At 70.7% G+C, this 19463-nt stretch carries 20 protein-coding genes; 12 read left to right on the forward strand and 8 right to left on the reverse strand.

Annotation, left to right across the window (positions count from 1 at the left end; translation table 11 throughout):
* The first annotated feature begins 29 nt into the window (after nt 1-29).
* Together MDN94_RS25095 and MDN94_RS25100 are read left to right on the forward strand one after the other, a co-directional pair.
* Nucleotides 30-479, forward strand: a complete 450-nt coding sequence (locus tag MDN94_RS25095; RefSeq protein WP_482728106.1) for a helix-turn-helix transcriptional regulator — start codon at nt 30-32, stop codon at nt 477-479.
* A gap of 56 nt (nt 480-535) precedes the next feature.
* Nucleotides 536-985 (forward strand): VOC family protein, encoded by a 450-nt coding sequence (locus MDN94_RS25100; RefSeq protein ID WP_482728107.1) that lies wholly within the window; start codon nt 536-538, stop codon nt 983-985.
* 68 nt (nt 986-1053) lie between these two features.
* Here the strand turns inward: MDN94_RS25100 and MDN94_RS25105 are convergent, their stop codons facing one another.
* From MDN94_RS25105 to MDN94_RS25115, 3 genes are all read right to left on the reverse strand, one after another.
* Nucleotides 1054-2190: an FUSC family protein gene (locus tag MDN94_RS25105; protein ID WP_482728108.1), complete on the reverse strand. Its 1137-nt coding sequence runs from the start codon at nt 2188-2190 to the stop codon at nt 1054-1056.
* A 315-nt stretch (nt 2191-2505) separates the two neighbouring features.
* Nucleotides 2506-3387: a diacylglycerol/lipid kinase family protein gene (locus MDN94_RS25110; protein ID WP_482728109.1), complete on the reverse strand. Its 882-nt coding sequence runs from the start codon at nt 3385-3387 to the stop codon at nt 2506-2508.
* Nucleotides 3388-3417: 30 nt separating this feature from the next.
* Nucleotides 3418-5016 (reverse strand): FAD-binding oxidoreductase, encoded by a 1599-nt coding sequence (locus MDN94_RS25115; protein ID WP_482728110.1) that lies wholly within the window; start codon nt 5014-5016, stop codon nt 3418-3420.
* Nucleotides 5017-5099: 83 nt separating this feature from the next.
* Here MDN94_RS25115 and MDN94_RS25120 point away from each other — a divergent pair, with 83 nt between their 5' ends.
* Both MDN94_RS25120 and MDN94_RS25125 read left to right on the forward strand, forming a co-directional pair.
* Nucleotides 5100-5699: a TetR/AcrR family transcriptional regulator gene (locus tag MDN94_RS25120; RefSeq protein WP_482728111.1), complete on the forward strand. Its 600-nt coding sequence runs from the start codon at nt 5100-5102 to the stop codon at nt 5697-5699.
* Complete coding sequence (locus tag MDN94_RS25125) at nt 5696-7312, forward strand: glycerol-3-phosphate dehydrogenase/oxidase (RefSeq protein ID WP_482728112.1); 1617 nt, start codon at nt 5696-5698, stop codon at nt 7310-7312. Before MDN94_RS25120 ends, MDN94_RS25125 begins: the two co-directional genes overlap by 4 nt.
* Nucleotides 7313-7507: 195 nt before the next feature.
* On the opposite strand, the gene MDN94_RS25130 is transcribed toward MDN94_RS25125, so the two are convergent.
* The gene (locus MDN94_RS25130) at nt 7508-7921 is read right to left on the reverse strand and encodes an SRPBCC family protein (protein ID WP_482728113.1); all 414 of its coding nucleotides are present in this window, start codon (nt 7919-7921) and stop codon (nt 7508-7510) included.
* 399 nt (nt 7922-8320) lie between these two features.
* On the opposite strand from MDN94_RS25130, the gene tgmA reads away from it, so the two are divergent.
* Nucleotides 8321-8512 (forward strand): putative ATP-grasp-modified RiPP, encoded by a 192-nt coding sequence (tgmA, locus tag MDN94_RS25135; protein ID WP_482728114.1) that lies wholly within the window; start codon nt 8321-8323, stop codon nt 8510-8512.
* Between the two features lie 12 nt (nt 8513-8524).
* Nucleotides 8525-9454, forward strand: coding sequence for an ATP-grasp ribosomal peptide maturase (tgmB, locus tag MDN94_RS25140; RefSeq protein ID WP_482728115.1), 930 nt, complete (start codon nt 8525-8527; stop codon nt 9452-9454).
* Nucleotides 9455-9558: 104 nt separating this feature from the next.
* On the opposite strand, the gene MDN94_RS25145 is transcribed toward tgmB, so the two are convergent.
* Nucleotides 9559-9957: a DnaJ family domain-containing protein gene (locus MDN94_RS25145; RefSeq protein ID WP_482728116.1), complete on the reverse strand. Its 399-nt coding sequence runs from the start codon at nt 9955-9957 to the stop codon at nt 9559-9561.
* Nucleotides 9958-10650: 693 nt separating this feature from the next.
* On the opposite strand from MDN94_RS25145, the gene MDN94_RS25150 reads away from it, so the two are divergent.
* The gene (locus MDN94_RS25150) at nt 10651-11457 is read left to right on the forward strand and encodes a CAP domain-containing protein (protein WP_482728117.1); all 807 of its coding nucleotides are present in this window, start codon (nt 10651-10653) and stop codon (nt 11455-11457) included.
* Nucleotides 11458-11577: 120 nt separating this feature from the next.
* Here MDN94_RS25150 and MDN94_RS25155 read toward each other — a convergent pair whose 3' ends face one another.
* Nucleotides 11578-12408: a DUF427 domain-containing protein gene (locus MDN94_RS25155; RefSeq protein ID WP_482728118.1), complete on the reverse strand. Its 831-nt coding sequence runs from the start codon at nt 12406-12408 to the stop codon at nt 11578-11580.
* 409 nt (nt 12409-12817) lie between these two features.
* On the opposite strand from MDN94_RS25155, the gene MDN94_RS25160 reads away from it, so the two are divergent.
* Both MDN94_RS25160 and MDN94_RS25165 read left to right on the forward strand, forming a co-directional pair.
* On the forward strand, nt 12818-13807 hold the full coding sequence (locus MDN94_RS25160) for an aldo/keto reductase (RefSeq protein WP_482728119.1): 990 nt from the start codon (nt 12818-12820) through the stop codon (nt 13805-13807).
* Nucleotides 13808-13986: 179 nt separating this feature from the next.
* Nucleotides 13987-15417: an amino acid permease gene (locus tag MDN94_RS25165; RefSeq protein WP_482728120.1), complete on the forward strand. Its 1431-nt coding sequence runs from the start codon at nt 13987-13989 to the stop codon at nt 15415-15417.
* A 68-nt stretch (nt 15418-15485) separates the two neighbouring features.
* On the opposite strand, the gene MDN94_RS25170 is transcribed toward MDN94_RS25165, so the two are convergent.
* Complete coding sequence (locus tag MDN94_RS25170; protein ID WP_482728121.1) at nt 15486-15923, reverse strand: SRPBCC family protein; 438 nt, start codon at nt 15921-15923, stop codon at nt 15486-15488.
* Between the two features lie 48 nt (nt 15924-15971).
* Nucleotides 15972-16169 carry a hypothetical protein gene (locus MDN94_RS25175; protein WP_482728122.1) on the reverse strand — a complete coding sequence of 66 codons (198 nt, stop codon included), beginning with the start codon at nt 16167-16169 and terminating at the stop codon, nt 15972-15974.
* A gap of 404 nt (nt 16170-16573) precedes the next feature.
* Between MDN94_RS25175 and MDN94_RS25180 the strand changes: the two genes are divergently transcribed.
* The 3 genes from MDN94_RS25180 (at nt 16574) to MDN94_RS25190 (ending at nt 19390) form a co-directional block, all read left to right on the forward strand.
* Nucleotides 16574-18259, forward strand: coding sequence for a ribonuclease J (locus MDN94_RS25180; RefSeq protein WP_482728123.1), 1686 nt, complete (start codon nt 16574-16576; stop codon nt 18257-18259).
* A gap of 109 nt (nt 18260-18368) precedes the next feature.
* The gene (locus MDN94_RS25185) at nt 18369-19097 is read left to right on the forward strand and encodes a polyamine aminopropyltransferase (protein ID WP_482728124.1); all 729 of its coding nucleotides are present in this window, start codon (nt 18369-18371) and stop codon (nt 19095-19097) included.
* A 164-nt stretch (nt 19098-19261) separates the two neighbouring features.
* Entirely contained in the window at nt 19262-19390 is a 129-nt protein-coding gene (locus MDN94_RS25190) for a hypothetical protein (RefSeq protein ID WP_482728125.1), read from the forward strand.
* Nucleotides 19391-19463 lie beyond the last annotated feature (73 nt).

The following is a 19463-nucleotide window of genomic DNA, read 5'->3' on the forward strand; positions in this document are numbered from 1 at the left end:
GCGCCTCGCTGTCAGTGCCCCGTGCCAGCATGGGCAACGTGACGGACCCGGCTCATCTACGGCAGCTGCGCCTCGCGAAGGACGCGATGGACCGCGACTGGGCCGAGCCGCTCGACCTCGACGCCATCGCCGCCCACGCCGGGTACTCCCGCTACCACTTCGTCCGTGCCTTCAAAGCCGTGTACGGGCAGACACCGGGCCAGTACCTGTCCCGCCGCCGGGTCGAACGGGCGGAGGAAATGCTCCGCACCGCGAACCTCTCCGTCACCGAGATCTGCACGCTCGTCGGCTTCACCAGCCTCGGCACGTTCTCCGCCCGCTTCAAGAGGCAGACCGGACTCTCACCGAGCGAGTACCGCGCCAAGCACGTCGGCCGCGGCGCCGCCCTGATCCCCGGGTGCTACGCGATGCTCTGGGCCGGCGGTTTCTCCCCGTCCCGTGTTCCGGACAGGCCCAGCAATTCTGAAGAAGCAGGCTGAGGCCCCCTCTGCCTACGGTGGCAGGGCCGCAGAAACCTCTCATCCAGGAGCACGAAATGATCAAGGGCCTCGCCATCTCCACCGTCTGGGTGCTCGACCAGGACCGTGCCAAGGAGTTCTACACGCAAAAGCTCGGCCTCGAGGTGCGTACGGACATGACCATGGGCGAGGGAGGCATGCGCTGGCTGACGGTGGGCGCCAAGGGCCAGCCCGATGTGGAGCTGACCCTGATGGTGCCGACCGCGTCCTCCATGGACCCCGAGTCCGCCGAGGCCATGACGACCCTCGTCTCCAAGGGCGTCCTCGGCGCGGGTGTCCTCGCCACCGACGACATCCACGGAGACTACGAGAAGCTCAAGGCACGCGGCGTGGAGTTTCTCCAGGAGCCGCAGGAGCGTCCTTACGGCACCGAGGCGATCTTCCGCGACGACTCGGGCAACTGGTTCTCATTCACCCAGCGCCGCCGGGACGGCGACCTCGACCCCGGCAAGGACTGGGCCTGCTGATACGTCCCGGACCGGCCGGGCCGGGCACGAGGACGATCCGGACGCGGCGGGCAGGCGCCGGCGGGGCCTCACGTCTGCCGGGCCGGAGCGGGTCCGGTCTCCAGCGCGTACAGCAGCTGCTGTGTCTGGGCCGCGAGCCCGCCCACCGCGGTCGCCGTCTCATGGTCTTGCGCCGGCAGGTGGCGCTTGAGCAGGCGATGGGCCTCCCAGGCCCGGCCCATCGCCTCCTTGCGCACGTCGCCGTCGGGCGGCGGGGCGACGGCCGGCGCGGCCCGGTCCGCCTCGCAGACGTCCGCCATGGCGCGGAACAGCTCCGGCAGGCAGCGCAGAGCGGGCTCGGGCGGCGAGGCGAGGCTGCGCCATTCACCGGTCGTGTCCACCAGAGTCGCCGTGACCGACTCGAGCCGCTCGGCGATCACCGTCCAGTACGTGTCCCAGTGGCCCGGGGGCGGGGCCGGGTGGCGCCGCAGCCGGTGCCCCGGATTGAAGCGGTAGCTCTCCTGCGTCCACCCGCGGGCGCTGCGCAGGTCCTGCACGGGGCCGCCGAGCCGCCGGGCTCCCTCGTGCCACTGCTCGGCGCTCGTACGGTCGTAGCCGCTCTCCACGTCGTCGGCCATGGCGCGCAGCAGGTCCGTGCTGTCACGGCCGAGCCGGTCCAGGCTGTCCCGCACATCGCGGAGGTGGACCGGGGGCAGGACCAGGGCGTTCACGCCGATGCCGATCACCGCTCCGACGAGTGCCTCGAAGAGGCGGTGGGCGATCGCCGTCCCGGAGAAGGAGCTGTACGCGAGCACGAAGACGGCGGTCGTCGGCGCGTAGACGCCCTGGTCGCCGAAGCGCGAGTAGTTGCCCAGCAGCACCGCCGGTGGAAGGGCGAGGGCCATCGCCGCCATGGTGTTGCCGGTCAGCGCGGCCGCCCCGGTCGCCAGCAGCGTGCCGAGCGCGATGACGACGAGTTGCTGGGTTCCGGCCCGAAGCGAGCGGTAGACGGTGCTCTGTACGAGGACCACCGCCGTCCACGGGGCCATCAGGGCCATCGGCGCATTCCACCACCAGCCGACCAGTGCCCACGCGAGAACGGCGGCGCCGGCGGCCTTCAGCGACTGGACCGCCAGGTCCCGCTCCGGCCCGGCCTCCGTCAGGGCCCTGCGTACGGAGGTCCGCACCGCGGACAGCTCCCACGCCGCCCAGCGCCGCAAGGCCACCGGTCACCTCCACTTCGTGCACCGCCACCGACCGGCCCGGCCGGACGCGACATCCATCACGGCGTCACAGGGTCCGTGCACGTGTAACCAGCGGACGTCCGCCGAACCCTCCCGCCCCCGCCGGCGGTCGCAGCCGTGCCCCGCAGGCGGAGTCGGCCGGCGTCGGTCAGCGCGGGCGCGGTGGCCGCGAGCCTGTCCCGCCGGAGGTGAGCCGGGTGGGCAGCGCGCCCGCGAACTGCCCGTGGCCGGGCGGAAGCCGATGATCGCCTGCGGGCCGCTGGTCGCGCCGAGCGGGTCGTACGGCCGGGCCCGGCGTCAGCCGATGACGTTCAGTGCTCCGGGCTGGACCCTGACCGTCACGGGAAGGGCCGCGTCGACCTCGCCGTCCGCGCCGTACGGCACGCTCCGGTCGGCCTGGATGCGGATCTCCCGGCCTCTGAGGATCTCCACCTGCGGGCGCTCAAGGTGCGCCCCCGTCTTCAGCTCGTTCATCATCGCGAAGAACAGCCGCTTGGGGGCGTGACCGATGACGACGACGTCCAGCAGGCCGTCGTCGAGCCGCGCGCCCGGCGCGATGTTGCGACCGAAGCCGTAGAAGCCCGAGTTGGCCGCGACGACCGTGTAACCGCGCCGTTCGTGCTCGGTCCCGTCGACGGTTATGCGGTACGTGGCGGGCCGCCAGCCGAGCACGGCCCGCAGACCGCCCGCGTAGTAGGACGCGGCGCCCCGCAGCAGCCGCGAGGCGTTGGCGTGGTGGTTGGCCACGGCGTCCACGCCCGCGTACACGCTGCCCAGCACCGATGTTCCGGCGTGGACGGCGGAGGTGACCTCGATGGTGTCGACCGGCCGCGGTGAGCCGTTCAGCAGCAGGTCCGCCAGCTCCTCCGTCCGTGAGGGCAGGCCGAGCGCCCTGGCGAAGTCGTTGCCGCGCCCGGCGGGGACGACACCGAAGACGGCGTCGGAGCCGCTGAGCGCGCCGCCGACGCGGCCGGCCATGCCGTCACCGCCGACGGCCAGCACGACGTGCCCCTGCCCGGCGGCCTGCCGTGCCACCTCCTGGGCGTGCTCCAGACTGCGGCTGTACTGGGTGTCGAACCGTGCCCCGGCCTCTCTGAGGAGGCGGGCCAGCGGAAGCAGAGCCGCCGTACCGCTCGACCCGCCCGCGGCGGGATTGACGACGGCGGTGAACTGTCGCATGAATGCGCCTCCGGAAGGCAAGGGGGCCGGTCAGCGGACGGGGATGAGCACGCCGGGGTTGAGTGTCCCGGCCGGGTCGAGCTCGGCCTTGAGGGCCTGAAGGATACGGACCCCGAGCGGGCCGATCTCCCGCGCGTACCAGTCGCGGTGATCGGTGCCGACGCCGTGGTGGTGGCTGATGGTGCCCCCGGCCTCGATGATCGCGTCGTTGGCGGCCCGCTTCGCCGGCGCCCAGTGGGCCACCGGGTCGTCCCCCTGCGCGCTGACCACGGTGAAGTACAGCGACGCGCCGTTCTCGTACACATGGGAGATGTGGCACATCACCAGGGGCGGAGTTCCGGCCTCGGTCAGCGTGCCGGTGAGCGCCTGGCGCACCGCCTCGTAGAGGCCCGGCAGGGCGGACCAGAAGCACGCCGTCTCCAGGGTCTCCGCGAAGGCGCCCGCGTCGAGCAGCGAGTCGCGCAGGTAGGGCGCGTTGTACCGGCCGTGCGCCCAGCGTTCGCCGGGCTCCTCGCCGACGTACTCGCCACCGCAGGCGAGCAGCACCTCCCGGGCCCGGGCGCGCCGGTCGGCGGTGTCCCGCGCGGTGCCCTCATAGCCGGCGATCGCCATACAGCCGGCGGGTGTCCCGCCCTCCTGCGTACTGCCGATCCGGTCCGGCTGGGCCAGGCCCACGAAGGTCTCCGTCTCGTCCGACAGGCGCAGCACGGTCGGACGGGGCCCGTCCTGGGCGAGCCTGCGCAGGGCCGCGGCGCCGGCCTCGAACGACGCGAAGCGCCAGCCCTCGTAGACCCGGATCTCCGGCAGCGGCCGGATGCGTACGGTCACGGAGGTGATCACCCCGAGCGCGCCCTCGGAGCCGAGGACGAGCTGCCGCAGGTCGGGGCCGGCGGCGGAGCGCGGGGCCCGCCCGACCTCCAGGGTTCCTTCCGGGGTGGCGAGGGTGAGGCCCAGCACCATCTCGTCGAAGCGGCCGTAGCCGGCCGAAGCCTGGCCGCTGGAGCGGGCCGCGGCGAAACCGCCCACGGAGGCCCACTCGTAGGACTGCGGGAAGTGGCCGAGCGTCCAGCCCAGCTCGCCGAGCAGCTCCTCGCATCGCGGTGCGCGCATGCCCGGCTGGAGGACCGCCGTGCGGGAGATCTCGTCGACGGAGAGCAGCGCGTCGAGCCGGCGCAGGTCCAGCGCGACGAAGCAGTGCTTTCCCTCGGGGGCCAGCCCGCCGACGACGGACGTGCCGCCGCCGAAGGGGACGACGGCCACCGCGTGTTCGGCGCAGGCCCGCAGGACGGCCGTCACCTCGTCGTGGCTGCCCGGCAGCACGACGGCCGCCGGGATGTCGTCGACATCGCCGGCCCGGATGCGCAGCAGGTCGGGTGTGGACTTGCCACGGGTGTGCCGGACACGGCTCTCCGCGTCGGTGCGCACATACTCGTCCCCGCCCACGCACTCGGTGAGCGCCGCGCGTGCGGCGGCGGTGAGCGCGGACGGCGGGACGTCGATCGCCTCGAGCGAGGCAGGGCCGTTCTCGTCCGGTGTCACGCCGAGCAGATCGCGCAGCAGGCCGGTCACCGTGTCCGGCAGCGGGGCTGCCTTGGCCGGGTCGCCCCAGCCGCTCCACAACATGTCCACTCGGCTGTTCCTCACCATCGGTTACGCGGGGTTTTCGCGGGGCGTACTGCCGCGCGGCCCGCACTGGCATTACACTGTGACAGATGACGCCCATTCGTCACAACCATTCGGACGGAGATGCCGTCCTCGACGCGGCACGCGACTGTGTCCTCGCCGTCGGCGTACGCCGGACCACGCTCACCGACGTCGCGCGGCGCGCAGGGGTCTCCCGCATGACCCTGTACCGCCGCTGGCCCGACGTGCGCACCCTCGTCGGCGACCTGATGACCAGGGAGTGGATCGCCCTCGCCGTCGGCGCAATGCCCGAACCGGAACCAGGCGCACCCGCACGACAGAGGCTGGTCGAGGGCCTGGTCGGCGGCGTCACCGCCTTCCGCGCCCACCCGCTCTTCCACAAGATCATCGACGTGGACCCCGAGCTGCTGCTCCCGTACATCCTCGACCGGCGCGGCGCCAGCCAGGACGCGCTGCTGGGACTCATCGCGGGCGGCCTGGCAGAGGGTCACGCCGACGGCTCTGTGCGCCGGTCCCACCCCGACCGGCAGGCCCGCTCGCTGCTGCTCGTCGTGCAGTCCTTCGCGCTCTCCCTGCGCACCATGACCGAGGAGGGCGAGCCCGAACTCGCCGACAGGGCCTTCCTCGACGACCTGCGGACCATCCTGGAGAGGACCCTCACACCATGAGCCGCCCGAGCCGTTCGAGCCGCCCGGACCATGCCGCCGGAGCGGCTGCAGGGCCCCCGCTCCCAGCACCGCTGGCGGCCTCCCTGAACGCCCTACGCCGCAGCCGCGAACTGGCCCGGCTCGCCGAAGGCGCCACCGTCGACGTCCTCGTCGTCGGCCTCGGAGCCACCGGCGCCGGAGCCGCCCTCGACGCCGCCTCCCGCGGACTCACCGTCGCCGCGATCGACGCCCACGACCTCGCCTTCGGCACCTCACGCTGGAGCTCCAAACTGATCCACGGCGGCTTGCGCTACCTGGCCACCGGCCATCTCGACGTGGCCCACGAGAGCGCCGTCGAGCGCGGCATCCTCATGGAACGCACCGCCCCCCACCTCGTACGCCCGCAGCCCTTCGTCCTGCCGCTCACCCCTCTCGTATCCCGCGGCCAGGCCGCCGTGACGTGGGCGGGGCTGCGCGCCGGTGACCTCCTGCGGGCCTCCGCCCGCACCTCGCGCACCACCCTCCCCGGGCCCCGTACGCTCTCCGCCGTCGAGACCCGGCACATGGCGCCCGTGCTCCGGCCGACGGGGCTGCGCGGCGGTCTGCTCTCCTGGGACGGCCAACTCACCGACGACGCACGCCTGGTGACCGCCGTCGCCAGAACCGCAGCCGCCCACGGCGCCCACATCCTCACCCGGACCCGCGCGCTCGCGGTGAGCGGGACCGGCGCCCGCGTCCGCGACGAACTCACCGGCGAGGAACTGGAGGTTCGGGCCCGCACCGTCATCAACGCCGCAGGCGTATGGGCGGGCGGCCTGGTCGACGACGTCCGGCTGCGACCGTCTCGCGGCACGCATCTCGTACTGCGCTCCGAGGATCTGGGCGGCCTCACCGCCGGCATGCACATCCCGATCCCAGGGGAGTCCAACCGCTTCGTCCTCGTCCTGCCGCAGGGCGACGGCCGGGTGTACGTCGGACTCACCGACGAACCGGTCGAAGGGCCGGTGCCCGATGTGCCGGACGTGCCGGAGACGGACATCGGCTTCCTTCTCGACGTCCTCGGCTCGGCCCTCGACGTACCCCTGCGCCGCGACGACGTGGTTGGCGCCTTCGCCGGCCTGCGGCCGCTCCTGGACACCGGCCCGGTGGCAGGCTCCGCCGGACCCGGCCGGACGGCCGACATCTCCCGCAGGCACGCGATCCTCACCTCGGCCGGCGGTGTCGTCACCGTCGTCGGCGGCAAGCTCACCACCTACCGGCGCATGGCCCAGGACGCGGTGGACGCCGCACTCGTCGCCGGCGGCGTGAGCGCCGGCCCCAGCCGCACCGCCGTCCTGCCGCTCGTGGGGGCCGCCCCGGCGGGCGTGCTCGCCCGTCTCGAAGCGCCCCGGCGCCTGGTCCGCCGCTACGGAGTGGAGGCACCCGCCGTCCACGCCCTCGGCCTCGCGGACCCGGCCCTGGCCGCGCCCGTCGTCCCGGGCCACCCCGTCACCAGGGCCGAGTTCGTCTGGGCGGTACGGCACGAGGGCGCCCTCGACGCATCGGACGTGCTGGACCGGCGCACCCGCATCGGTCTCGTCGACGAGGACCGCCGGGCGGCGCAGGACGCGGCCCGCGAGGTGCTGGAACACTGACCTGCCCCGGCGGACGGTGGCGCCCGGCCGGCAGCCGGGCACTTCACGTGCCGACGTTCCACAAGGCATGGCGGGGGGCGTCCGTCCTCGCGGGCGCCGTGTCACCCTGACGCTGAACGCGTCCGGCTCCGCGGCCTTCGGCCCGAGCGGCCACCGGTTGCTCGGCCGGCTGCGTCCTCCACTCCGAGCGGTGGTTCAGCCGGCCGCGCCTTCGATCCTGATCCGCACCTGCTCCTCGAGCCGCCTCAGGCTCTGGTCGAGGGCGTCGTTCACAGCCTTCCCGCCAGGGTCGTGCGACTCGTCGAAGAACGACAGGTGGACCGTGACCTCGCTGGCGCCGGAGCCGATTCCGGCGACTTGGAGCCACCCTGCGTAGGCGCCCCCGTTCCGCGTTCCCCACTCGACCCGCATCTGGTCCTTCTCGGCCTTCAGGAGCGCGGGCATGTCCTCGTCCGTGCGGTCCTCGTGCACGGTGACCGCCGGCAGTTCCTCGGCTCTGACGTGCAGGGCCTCGGGCAGCCAGCTGTCGAGCTGGTCCACCTGGGCAGCCTGATCGTAGACATGCTCGGGGAGAGCGGGCATCGTGTGAGAACGCTCATATTCGCTCATCAGTGCACCAATCCTTGCCGATCCAGGGAAAACGGAATCCTCGACGAACGCTTTGCCTCGACGGCGTGACGTGAAGCTTCGACGCCGGTCGGCCCACCCGTTCGCCGGGATGTCCCGAATCGGGGAGGTTTGGAGTGTCGCCTCGGTCACGTTGGGGCCATGGTGTGAAACCTGTGGGGCTGATGGTGCGTCTGTCTTGGCGGCGCCGGGAGGCAGCGGAAGGCAGTGCAGGGGTGGCGGGGTGCCGCCGCGGAACTGTCGGCCGGTGGCCTCAGGTAGGGGAGCCGTAGAGGAACAGCATTCACATGGTCACGGTGCGTAATGAAACCATTACCTCTCAAATACGTACTGTCACATGAGGAGCCCGGGCAGGCGCGCACGGGCAGGGGAGGAAAAGACATGAAACCGTTCGCGTGGAACTATGCACGCCCTGCTGAGCCGGCCACGGGCATTGCGCCCTATGCGTACGACGCCACCTTGCAGTTGAACGTGCTGTCCGACGGGAGGCCCGCCATCATGGACCGGGGTCTGCTCGCCGCTGCGGGGACGACGACCTCCAAGGCCGGCTCCGCGACCCACTTCGACGACTGACCGGCGTGCGACGTGACAGTGCTGGTGCTCACGTGCGAGGCGGATGTCACCGCTGACATGGTCGTGGCGGAACTGCACGAACTGGGCGTCCCGCTCGTCCGGTTCGACCCCGCCGACCTCCCTGGCGCAGGGGCTCTCTCCGCGGAGTACGTGCGCGGGGAGTTCCGCGGATATCTGTCGATCGGCGGCCGTGTGGCGAGCATGCAGGGCCTGCGGTCCGTCTGGATCCGCAGGCCCGGCGAACCGGCGGCACACGCCGCCGAACCGTCCGAATGGCTGAGCGTCGAGACCGCCCACGCCCTGTACGGAATGCTCGACTGCACGGGCGCGCGGTGGATGAATCATCCCAGCGCCGCGGCCAAGGCCAGGCGCAAACCCTGGCAGTTGCGTGTCGCGCACCAGAGCGGCTTCCCGGTGCCGGCCACGCTGCTCACCACCCATCCGTCGATGGCCCGTCAATTCGCCGAGCAGTACAGGAACGTGGTCGTGAAGTCGGTGTCCGGGAAGTCGCCCGGGGATCCGCCGATGGCGCTGCCGACCACGCTCGTGCCGCCGGACGCCGACTTCTCCGGAGTGGCCGCGGCACCGACGCTGTTGCAGCGTTATGTCGCCAAGCGTGCCGATGTCCGGTTGACGAGTGTGGGGGACCAGCACTTCGCCGCACGCAAAGCGGCGGAGCCGGGTCAGGTCGACGGCCGTTACGGGGACACGGGCCACGAGTGGGAACCGGTGGAAGTACCGGCCCAGGTGGCCAGGGCCGTCGAGGCGTACAAGAAGCAGGCCGAACTGGCTTACGGTGCCTTCGACTTCGCGGAGGACTCGACGGGCACATGGTGGTTTCTCGAGTGCAACCAGGGCGGGCAGTTCGGCTTCGTGGAGCTGGAGACGGGGCTGCCGATCGCGCGGGCGGTCGCGTCGTGGCTGGGGGCCGAGCCGGCCTGATCGAGCGGGCGGCGTCGCTGCGGTCCCGGCCGGGGCGACGGGTCCAGGCTTCAGCGCCGCGGTGCGGCGGTTGCAGGGGCGCGGCTGCGCTGTTGTGCGGCCGCTCAGGTGCGGCGGCGCCGCCACTCGCCGACGACGGTTTCCACGTCGTAGGGTTTCAGCCCGAGGGGCGGGCCGGGTGGTGGCCGGCGGATCGCCGCCGCGATCTTCTGGTTGATGTCCTCCACGATGCGCCGCACCGTTGACTCCGACGGTGCCCGCGCGACTTTCTCCAGGGCTTCTTCCGCCTCTTTGCGCAGCGCGAGCGTCGGAGGCAGGAAACCGAGCCCCTCGCGGTGCATCTTCCCCTTGATCCACCACATCTCGTCGTACGCGTCACCGGCGGCAGGAAGAGGCCTTCCGAAACCGGGCAGATCACGGAACTCGCCGCGCTCCGCGGCTTCGCGGATCTGTTTGTCGACCCAGGACTCGAAGCTGACGCCTGGCGGTTTGCGCTCGGTCATGCGCTCCAGCGTACGTCGCCGTCCTGCCTCACAGGGCCGGTCTGCGGACACCCGAATGTGCCCCGTTCGGGACGCGGTCACGAGCCCGCCCGCCGGCTCTCGGCCGTGTTCGACCCCGCCGGTATGGCTACTCACCGTCACGGGCGATCTTGGGGCCGCAGAGGCGGCGGACCGTTGTCGCCAGAGCCCGCAGCGCACTCGGAATCGCTCGTCGTGGGGCGGCAGTGCGACGCCGCGCGGCGGGCCCGCCTTGCCGTGGCGACCCGAACGCGAAGCGGAAGCAATGGTTCCGTGACATCCGCCACAGCGGGTTCCGGGCATCAGGAGGGGCGATAGTAGAAGGCACCCTTGGTGACATAAGGGTATTTGTCCCTTTCGGTAGGGACATACCTCCGCACGCCGTTCGACGGTCCTCGATCCTCCTGGCTCATGTGCCCGCCTTCCCGCTGTCGAAAGCCTTCTGGCGGAGCGTCAAAAGGTCCGGGAGGTTCCGCGTGCGGGGCCAGCACGCCCTTGCGTCCATAGCAAGGGCTGACCGGGTCTACGACCCGGGGTAGTAGCGGCGCTCGTTGCCCTCCGTGCGCGGCCGTCCTAACAATGGCCGCCCCGCAAACGGCGCCGCCGCAGGTCGCACACAGACGGGCCGGGCCAACAGATCTCGGTGGCGCTCCGCGATGACAATCGAGGTCACACATGAGCAAGCACCGCAGAACGACGCACTACCGGAAGATAACCATCGCCGCTGTCGCCGTGGCAGCCGTGGGCGTGCCCTCCGCCGCCATGGCCTGTATGGACACACAGGGGAGCCAGGACAGCCGGTCCCACGACAGATGGCAGAGTGCGCATCACGGCCAGCGGTGGGACGGCCGGCGGTGGGACGGGGACGAGTCGGACCGCCGGTGGGACGGAGGCAACTGGGACCGTAAGCCGGCCGAGCACGGGTCGCCGAGCCCCACCACGACAGCGACCACACGGAAGCCGGCCACGCCGAAGCCGGCGGCACCCAAGCCGGTGGCACCCAAGCCGGTGGCACCCAAGCCCTCCGTGACCAAGCCGGCAGCGCCAGAGCCGACCGCGCCGTCGACCACCCCGTCGACCGCGCCGTCCACGGCGGCGCCTGCGTCCGGCGACGTGGCCCGCGTCGTGGCGCTCGTCAACAGTGAGCGCAGCAAGGCCGGATGCTCCCCGGTGACGTTGAACGCGAAGCTGACCAAGGCCGCGCAGGATCACAGCGAGGACATGGCAGCCCACCGGAACATGTCCCACACGGGCTCCGACGGGTCCGACGCGGGCGCCCGGATCACGCGCGCCGGATACAGCTGGAGCACCTACGGCGAGAACGTCGCCTACGGTTACGCGACTCCGGAGAGCGTCATGGCGGCCTGGATGGCCAGCCCCGGTCACAAGCGCAACATCCTCGACTGCGGGTTCAAGGAGATCGGCGTCGGCCTCGCACAGCCGGACAGCTACTGGACGCAAAACTTCGCCACGGCCCAATAGGCGCCACCGCGAAAAGCCGGCGCGTCGGCGCGAGGCCCTGCCGTGCTCGAGCGGCGGGGCCTCGCCGCGCGTCCGCGCCGGCGAACATCGCGCCGCCCGGCACGGTCTCCCACGACTGTGTCAGGACGCCCCGTGCGACGGCGTGCTGAAGAACGAGACAGGGCGTTCCAGGCGCTCGCCGTCCAGCACGATGTCGACGGACTCGTTGTAGAAGGCCACCCGGTCCTTGATGATCGCCACGGCGGGCAGCGGATCGGGGTAGCTCCACGCGATGTCGGGCCGTACGTCGCCGCTGCCCGCCCACGACCAGTAGTCCGTGGCCACCCCCTTGTACGGGCAGCGGGTACGCGAACCGGTCGGGGTGAACAGGTCGAAGCGGACGTCCTCGCGCGGGAAGTAGTAGCGGACCGGCAGGTGCGTCTCGAACAGCAGGACGGGCGTACGCGTGTCCGCCACGACTGTGCCCTCGATCTCCACCTGGACGTGCCGGCTGCTGGGCAGGGCGTCCACCCGCTTGTGAGGATCACGAGGGTGCACGAAGATCTCCTCGTCCTCTTCGTACCAGTGGTCGAGCACGTTCCGGCCGAACCATTCGAAACTGACGTGACCCGCCAGCTCCTCGCCGGCATAGGTCCAGGCCGCCGCCGGGACGGTCCCGTCGGCGAGCACGAGATCGTAGAAGAGTGTCGCGCCCCCATGACGCCGGGGGTGGGCAGGGCGTGCGGTCTCCCGCAGCAGATCCATGCGCACGTCGTCGGCCGGAAAGGCGTACAGCGGCACGGGACGGCCGGGCTCCCACACAAGAACCGGCCGGCGGCTGTCCACGATCGTGACGTCCCCCTTCGTGGCACGCACCCAGCGTTCGCTCGGCTCCCAGATCACGCTGTCGATCGTCTCGGGCCGACGTCGTACGACCGGCACGGACGGCGCGTCCCCGCGGGGTGTGGTCATCGCTCTCCCTCCTCGCTCCGGCGCGGTCCGCCGGGGGTGATCGGCAACCGGCGCCCCCGCGCCGTCCTCCCTGTCCACGCTGCTCCGGATCACGGTCGCCCGCAAGCGTCCTCTCCGAGCCGACCCGACCCGAGCTCGGCCGACCCGAGCTCGGCCGACCCGACCTGGCGTGCCTTCGGCGGCAGGGCGGAGGGCGGTCCTTGACTTGGAGTGCACACCAAGACCTAGCGTTCATGGCACGGCCGCACCGGGAAGGTGCCCGGGCGCCCGGGCCTGCCGTGCCTTCGCGCCGAGCAGCGCGCCAGGGCTCCGGACAAATGCCGACGCGCCGCGGAGGCGCGCGACGAGCCACGGACGCCGCGCCCACCGAACGGAAGAGACAAGACCGCAACGAAAGGCTTCGACGAACATGAAGCAGCGCAAGCTTCGGGACCTTGAGGTGTCCGCCCTCGGTCTCGGCTGCATGGGAATGTCCGCCTTCTACGGTTCCACGGACGAGGACGAAGGCGTCAGGACCATCCAGCGCGCCCTCGAGATCGGTGTCACCTTCCTCGACACCGCGCAGATGTACGGGCCGCTCACCAACGAGACGCTGGTGGGACGCGCTGTCAGGGGACACCGGGGCGAGTACGTGATCGCGACGAAGTTCAACTACCGGATGGACGACGCCGTCGCGGGCGACATGAGCACGGTGGGGCGGCAGGACGGTTCCGCGGAACACGTACGCAGCTCGATCCACGGATCGCTCGAACGGCTCGGCACGGACTACATCGACCTGTACTACCAGCACCGTGTCGACCCCCGCGTGCCGATCGAGGAGACCGTCGGCGCCCTGGCGGAACTCGTCGCGGAGGGCAAGGTGCGCCACATCGGACTGAGTGAGGCGGGGGCCGAGACGATCCGCCGCGCCAACGCCGTCCACCCGATCACGGCCGTCCAGACCGAGTACTCGCTGTGGACCCGCGACCCGGAGGCCGAGGTGCTTCCCACGTGCCGTGAGCTCGGCATCGGGTTCGTCCCCTACTCACCGCTGGGGCGCGGTTTCCTCGCGGGCCGGTTCTCCTCTCCCGACCAGCTCGACGCGGGAGACTTCAGGCGCAGCGGCCCGCGCTTCACCGGCGACAACCTCAAGACGAACCTCACGCTCGCCGAGAAGGTCAAGGAGATCGCCGCGGAGAAGGGTGTCACAGCGGCGCAGCTCGCGATCGCCTGGGTGCTGGCACAGGGCGACGATCTGGTCCCGATCCCGGGCACCAAGCGCCGTGCCTACCTCGAGCAGAACGCCGCCTCGCTGGACGTCGAACTGACCGAGGACGACCTCGCACGCATCGCCGCAGAGCTCCCCGAGCCGGCCGGCGAGCGCTACGACGAGGCCGGGATGGCGGCAGTGAACATCTAGGGGCCGATGCCCGAAAGTGTCCACGCAGCACTGGCCGGGCGCCGGTCCGTGAAACCGGTGTCCGGCAATCTCCCCGGAAACGTCACCTCAGCGACACCGCATGTCGTCTCCTGCCACTGCCCGGCCTGGGCCATCATGAGCCGCCATCGGACGACAGCAGTCTGCGAAGAGGTGAACTCATGGCAGGGCTCCGGACGGGCCAGGGCGTATTGCGCCGTAAGCCCATCGAACAGATCGAAGAAGGCGTTCCGAGCGAGCAGCTCACGAGAACGCTGGGCCTCGGACAGCTGACGGCCATCGGTGTCGGCGGCATCATCGGTGCCGGAATCTTCGCCCTCGCCGGCGCCGTCGCGAACGGCACCGCGGGGCCCGCGGTGCTCGTCTCGTTCCTGATCGCGGGCGTGGCGAGCGCGGCCGCGGCCTTCTCGTACGCCGAATTCGCGGGCCTGATCCCGAAGGCGGGTTCGGCCTACACCTACGGCTATGCCGTGCTCGGCGAGCTGGCGGGCTGGTTCATCGGCTGGGACCTGCTGCTGGAGTACACGGCGATCGTGGCCGTCGTCGCCATCGGGATCTCGGGCTACTTCGGCTTCCTCCTGGGCGCGATGGGGGTGGACCTGCCCGCGTGGATGCTCGGTGCACCGGGCACGGGGGAGGGGCACCAGGTGGATCTGTTCGCCGTGGTCCTGTGCCTGTTCACCGCGTACCTGCTCACCCTCGGCATCAAGAACGCCGCCCGGTTCGAGACGGTCGTCGTCGTGCTGAAGGTCCTGGTCGTCCTGCTGGTGATCGTGGTCGGCGTCTTCCACATCGACACCGCCAACTACAACCCCTTCTTCCCGTACGGCGTCGGCGGGGCGTTCACGGGTGCGGCGACCGTCTTCTTCGCGGTGTTCGGGTACGACGCCATGTCGACGGCGGCAGAGGAGTCCAAGGACGCACAGCGCCACATGCCGAAGGCGATCATCTATTCGCTGGCGATCTCGATGGTGCTGTACGTGCTGGCCTGTCTGGTGCTGACGGGCATGCAGAACTACTCGGAGATCGACCCGGAGAGCGGTTTCTCCACGGCCTTCGAGTCGGTGGGCCTGCCCGGTCTCGCGAACCTCATCGCGGTGGGCGCGATCATCGGCATCCTCACCGTGATGTTCACGTTCATGCTGGGTGTGACACGGGTGTGGTTCTCGATGAGCCGCGACGGGCTGCTGCCGCACTGGTTCGCGAAGACGCATCCGACGCGGCACGTCCCGGTGCGGGTGACGTGGATCGTCGGGGTGGGCTCGGCGCTCATCGCCGGATTCCTGCCGATCGGCGAGGCAGCGGAGCTGACGAACATCGGCATTCTGCTGGCGTTCGTAGTGGTGTGCATCGCGGTGATCGTGCTGCGCTACCGGCAGCCGGACCTGCCGCGGAAGTTCCGCTGCCCCGGGATGCCGTTCGTCCCGGCGATCGGTGTCGCGTTCTCGCTCTGGCTGATCACGTTCCTCGCGTGGCAGACCTGGCTCCGGTTCGCGGTGTGGCTCATGATCGGCCTGGTGATCTACTTCGGCTACTCGTACCGGAACTCGAACCTGGCGCGGGAGAGCGGAGCAGGGCCGAAGCGGCCGTGACACGCGGGCGACCGGGCACGGCGCTCCGTCCCTGGTGATCCCTCACCGGAGCAGGCGCTTCTCACGCTTCAACCGTGCTCGCGGACCGCGATCCTGGCGAGCTTCGTCAGCATCATGCCGTTGCGGATCGCGACGACGTAGTCCACGGGGAGTCCGTGCATCCGGGTGCCGGGGCCGCGGAGAGGATGCCAGTCGAGAATGAAGAGGGTGTTCTCGCCCCAGGGGATCAAGTTCATGGCGATGCGGGCCGCGCCGAAGGGATCTGCCTTCGCCTCCAGTTCCAGCCGCCGGCGCGGTTCGCAGATGCGGACGACGCAGGTGTCGTCGAGGGCCAAGGGGCCGACCCCGACCCGGACTTGCAGACGGGCGCCCACCTCCGGCCAGTCCGGGTCCGCGGCGAGAACCTGCTGGGTTCCTGTCACCCACTCCCCGTAGCGATGTCCGTCGCAAAGCAGACTCCAGACCTCGGAGGGTGAGCTCAGGATCAGACGACGGTTCCGGGCCATGAGGACACGCCCTTCTGGCGAATGGAGGACTCACGGAGGCGCTGCCGCTCATGGCTCCCAGGAGTCTGCGTCGGCCACGGCGTTCATGCAGCTGCGGCAGTAGTCCTCATGGTCGCAGGCTCCGCCCGATGCCGGTGCCGCGATGAAGATCCGCGTGCACAGGGTGTTGCCGTTGCCGTCAAGGGCATGCCACAGGAGGCCACTGCCGGTCTCCGTCGCCACGTGCTCGGCGCACATGTTGTACATCGGCCACCTCCCGGTCGAACTTTCTTACGGTCCGACTCAAGAGAAACCCACGCCGGTCGAGGTGGCCATTCAAACGATCCGAACCGGTGAACCGGGAGATCGAGGAGCTCTGGGGCTCCTGCTACGCGGCAACATCACCTCAGCGGCTGCTCCGGCGTCACCCTCACGGGGGATGTCGCCCGTCCCGGCCCGCAGTTCCCGCCGCTGGTCGGCGACCCGCCAGGCCGGCGACCCGCCCCACGGACGCGGTCCCGGCCGCGGATGCCGGCGGCGTCGGCGCCGAGGGGCCCGGCACAGAGCCGTTCACGGTCGACGAGAGCGTCCGCCGTCTGTTGCGGTGGACCGCGCCTCCGTGGGATCCACCCAGTGGATCACTTCCCGCGGACTCTCGGTAACGTCAGGGTATGAGTCATCCGCATCCCGAATTGAAAGCCGCTCCTCCGCTGCCGGCGGGAGGACTGAGGGTCGTCGCGCTGGGCGGACTGGGCGAGATCGGCCGCAACATGACGGTGTTCGAGCACGCCGGAAAGCTGCTGATCGTCGACTGCGGCGTCCTGTTCCCCGAGGAGACACAGCCCGGGGTGGACGTGATCCTTCCGGACTTCACCTCCATCCGGGACCGCCTGGACGACATCGTCGCCGTCGTCCTGACCCACGGACACGAGGACCACATCGGGGGCGTGCCCTATCTGCTGCGCGAGCGGTCCGACATTCCCCTCGTCGGATCGAAGCTGACACTGGCCTTCCTGGAGGCCAAGCTGAAGGAACACGGCATCAGGCCGCGCACGGTGCGCGTCCGCGAGGGCGACCGGCGCGGCTTCGGCCCCTTCGACTGCGAGTTCGTCGCCGTCAACCACTCCATCCCGGACTCGCTCGCCGTGGCGATCCGCACCAGTGCCGGCATGGTGCTGCACACCGGTGACTTCAAGATGGACCAGTTCCCCCTGGACGACCGCATCACCGACCTGCGCGCCTTCGCCCGGCTCGGTGAGGAGGGTGTGGACCTGTTCCTCACCGACTCCACGAACGCCGAGGTGCCCGGTTTCACCACGTCCGAACGCGAGTTGAACCCGGCGATCGAGCAGGTCCTGCGCACCGCGCCGCGGCGCGTGATCGTTTCCAGCTTCGCCAGCCATGTGCACCGCATCCAGCAGGTGCTCGACGCCGCGCACCAGCACGGGCGCAAGGTCGCCTTCGTGGGCCGGTCGATGGTCCGCAACATGGGCATCGCCCGCGACCTGGGCTATCTGAAGGTCCCCTCCGGCCTGATCGTGGGGATGAAGGACCTCGAACAACTGCCGGACCACCAGATCACCCTGGTGTGCACCGGATCGCAGGGCGAGCCGATGGCGGCACTGTCCCGGATGGCCAACCGCGACCACATGATCCGGATCGGCAAGGGCGACACCGTGCTGCTTGCCAGCTCTCTGATCCCCGGCAACGAGACCGCCATCTACCGGGTCATCAACGGGCTCACCAGGTGGGGAGCGAACGTCGTCCACAAGGGCAACGCCAAGGTGCATGTCTCCGGGCACGCCAGCGCCGGTGAACTCGTGTACTGCTACAACATCGTCAAGCCCCGCAACGTCATGCCCGTGCACGGCGAATGGAAGCATCTGCGGGCCAACGCCGACCTGGCGATCCGTACCGGCGTGGACCCGGACCGCGTGGTGATCGCCGAGGACGGTGTCGTCGTCGACCTGGTCGACGGGCGCGCCTCGATCACCGGCAAGGTGCCCGCGGGCAACGTCTACGTGGACGGTATGACGGTCGGCGGCGCCACGGAAGCATCGCTCAAGGACCGCGTCACCCTCGCGGAGGAGGGCGTGGTGACGGTGGTCGCGATCGTGGACGCCGACACCGGGGCGCTCACAGAGGCACCGGACTTCCTGGCCCGCGGGTTCGTCCACGACGACACCACCTTCGAGCCCGTCGTCCCGGTCATCGAGAAGACCCTCGCGAAGGCGGCGGAGGAAGGCGTCGGCGACGCCCACCAGCTCGAACAGCTCATCGCCCGCGCGGTGGCCAATTGGGCCTTCCGCACCTATCGCCGCAAGCCCCTCATCATCCCAGTGATCATCGACGCCTGACCGGCGCCGAGCGCGGTTGCGGGCGGCGAACCGCCCGCAACCTGGCCGGTCGCTGCGGGCCGACATGAACCGCCCGGCCCGGCCGCCGGCAACGAAGAAGGGAGCAGGGATGAGCGCGCGTTTCGCCGAGCTCGACTGGAAGCAGACGCCGATGGGAGACATCTCTCTGCGGCGCCGGCGGGACCCGCGGTCGGGTGACGACGTGTACGAGGTGAAGCTCGGCGACGAATACCTCATGTCCAGCCTGTTCACAGCGGGCGAGGTCGCGCTGGCCCGCCTCGGACTGGCGGCCCTTCCCGAGACCGGACTGGACGTGGCCGTCGGCGGTCTCGGCCTCGGATACACCGCACGGGCCGTCCTCGACGACGCCCGGGTGCGCTCGCTGATCGTGGTGGACGCGCTCGCCGAGGTGATCGGCTGGCACGAGCGCGGCCTCGTACCACTCGGGCCCGGCCTGGTGGAGGATTCTCGCTGTCGGCTGGTCCACGGTGACTTCTTCGCCGGCGTCGTGGGGGCGGGTGGTCTCGACCCGGAAGACCCGGACCGCCGTTTCCACGCCGTCCTGCTCGACATCGACCATTCGCCCCGTCAGGTCCTGCACCCCCGCCACGAGGCGCTCTACGGGCCCGACGGAATGCACGCCCTGGCCGGCCGTCTGCTGCCGGGCGGCACCTTCGCCCTGTGGTCCAACGACCCGCCCGACGAGCGCTTCCGCGCCGTGCTGGCGGACACGTTCGCCGAGTCCGAAGCCCATGTCGTCCCGTTCGAAAATCCGCTGCAGCACGGCACTGCCGCCAACACGGTCTACGTCGCACGGAAGGGACCTGCCGGGCCGTAGGCGGCGCAAGCAGGCGACCCGAGGTCCCGTCGAGGCGGGCGCTCGGCGCCGCGGTGCGACGACTCACCTGGTGGAACGACCTCTCGGGCCCATCGAGGGCTCGGTCCGTGCGTGGCGCGGCTGCGAATGCGCGTCCGTCGCGCCAAGCTGACCCGAATCAGCGGATGCCCGGGTTTGGTGGCGACTCCGACTTCTGCTTCAGCCAGTACCAGGACTTCATGGGGCCGGACATCGGCGCAGCAGCCGTCATGCGCATCTGCGGGCACCCGCGGGAGGCCCACGAGGCGATCTGACGACGCCCGCTCGACCTCCCCCGTCGCGACGCCGCCTCGGCGGTCATGTGAACGTTCCGGAGAGCGGTCCGCC

It is taken from the genome of Streptomyces sp. WAC00040, assembly GCF_056835925.1.

Excerpts from the sequence above, each read along its gene's own strand:
- MDN94_RS25100 (WP_482728107.1), top strand. The coding sequence starts at position 536 with ATGATCAAGGGCCTCGCCATCTCCACCGTCTGGGTGCTCGACCAGGAC.
- MDN94_RS25165 (WP_482728120.1), top strand. The coding sequence starts at position 13,987 with ATGGCAGGGCTCCGGACGGGCCAGGGCGTATTGCGCCGTAAGCCCATC.
- MDN94_RS25185 (WP_482728124.1), top strand. The coding sequence starts at position 18,369 with ATGAGCGCGCGTTTCGCCGAGCTCGACTGGAAGCAGACGCCGATGGGA.
- tgmA (WP_482728114.1), top strand. The coding sequence starts at position 8,321 with ATGAAACCGTTCGCGTGGAACTATGCACGCCCTGCTGAGCCGGCCACG.
- MDN94_RS25180 (WP_482728123.1), top strand. The coding sequence starts at position 16,574 with ATGAGTCATCCGCATCCCGAATTGAAAGCCGCTCCTCCGCTGCCGGCG.
- MDN94_RS25125 (WP_482728112.1), top strand. The coding sequence starts at position 5,696 with ATGAGCCGCCCGAGCCGTTCGAGCCGCCCGGACCATGCCGCCGGAGCG.
- MDN94_RS25170 (WP_482728121.1), bottom strand. The coding sequence starts at position 15,923 with ATGGCCCGGAACCGTCGTCTGATCCTGAGCTCACCCTCCGAGGTCTGG.
- MDN94_RS25095 (WP_482728106.1), top strand. The coding sequence starts at position 30 with ATGGGCAACGTGACGGACCCGGCTCATCTACGGCAGCTGCGCCTCGCG.
- MDN94_RS25150 (WP_482728117.1), top strand. The coding sequence starts at position 10,651 with ATGAGCAAGCACCGCAGAACGACGCACTACCGGAAGATAACCATCGCC.
- MDN94_RS25110 (WP_482728109.1), bottom strand. The coding sequence starts at position 3,387 with ATGCGACAGTTCACCGCCGTCGTCAATCCCGCCGCGGGCGGGTCGAGC.
- MDN94_RS25175 (WP_482728122.1), bottom strand. The coding sequence starts at position 16,169 with ATGTACAACATGTGCGCCGAGCACGTGGCGACGGAGACCGGCAGTGGC.
- MDN94_RS25120 (WP_482728111.1), top strand. The coding sequence starts at position 5,100 with ATGACGCCCATTCGTCACAACCATTCGGACGGAGATGCCGTCCTCGAC.
- MDN94_RS25160 (WP_482728119.1), top strand. The coding sequence starts at position 12,818 with ATGAAGCAGCGCAAGCTTCGGGACCTTGAGGTGTCCGCCCTCGGTCTC.
- MDN94_RS25155 (WP_482728118.1), bottom strand. The coding sequence starts at position 12,408 with ATGACCACACCCCGCGGGGACGCGCCGTCCGTGCCGGTCGTACGACGT.
- MDN94_RS25130 (WP_482728113.1), bottom strand. The coding sequence starts at position 7,921 with ATGAGCGAATATGAGCGTTCTCACACGATGCCCGCTCTCCCCGAGCAT.
- MDN94_RS25145 (WP_482728116.1), bottom strand. The coding sequence starts at position 9,957 with ATGACCGAGCGCAAACCGCCAGGCGTCAGCTTCGAGTCCTGGGTCGAC.
- MDN94_RS25190 (WP_482728125.1), top strand. The coding sequence starts at position 19,262 with ATGCCCGGGTTTGGTGGCGACTCCGACTTCTGCTTCAGCCAGTACCAG.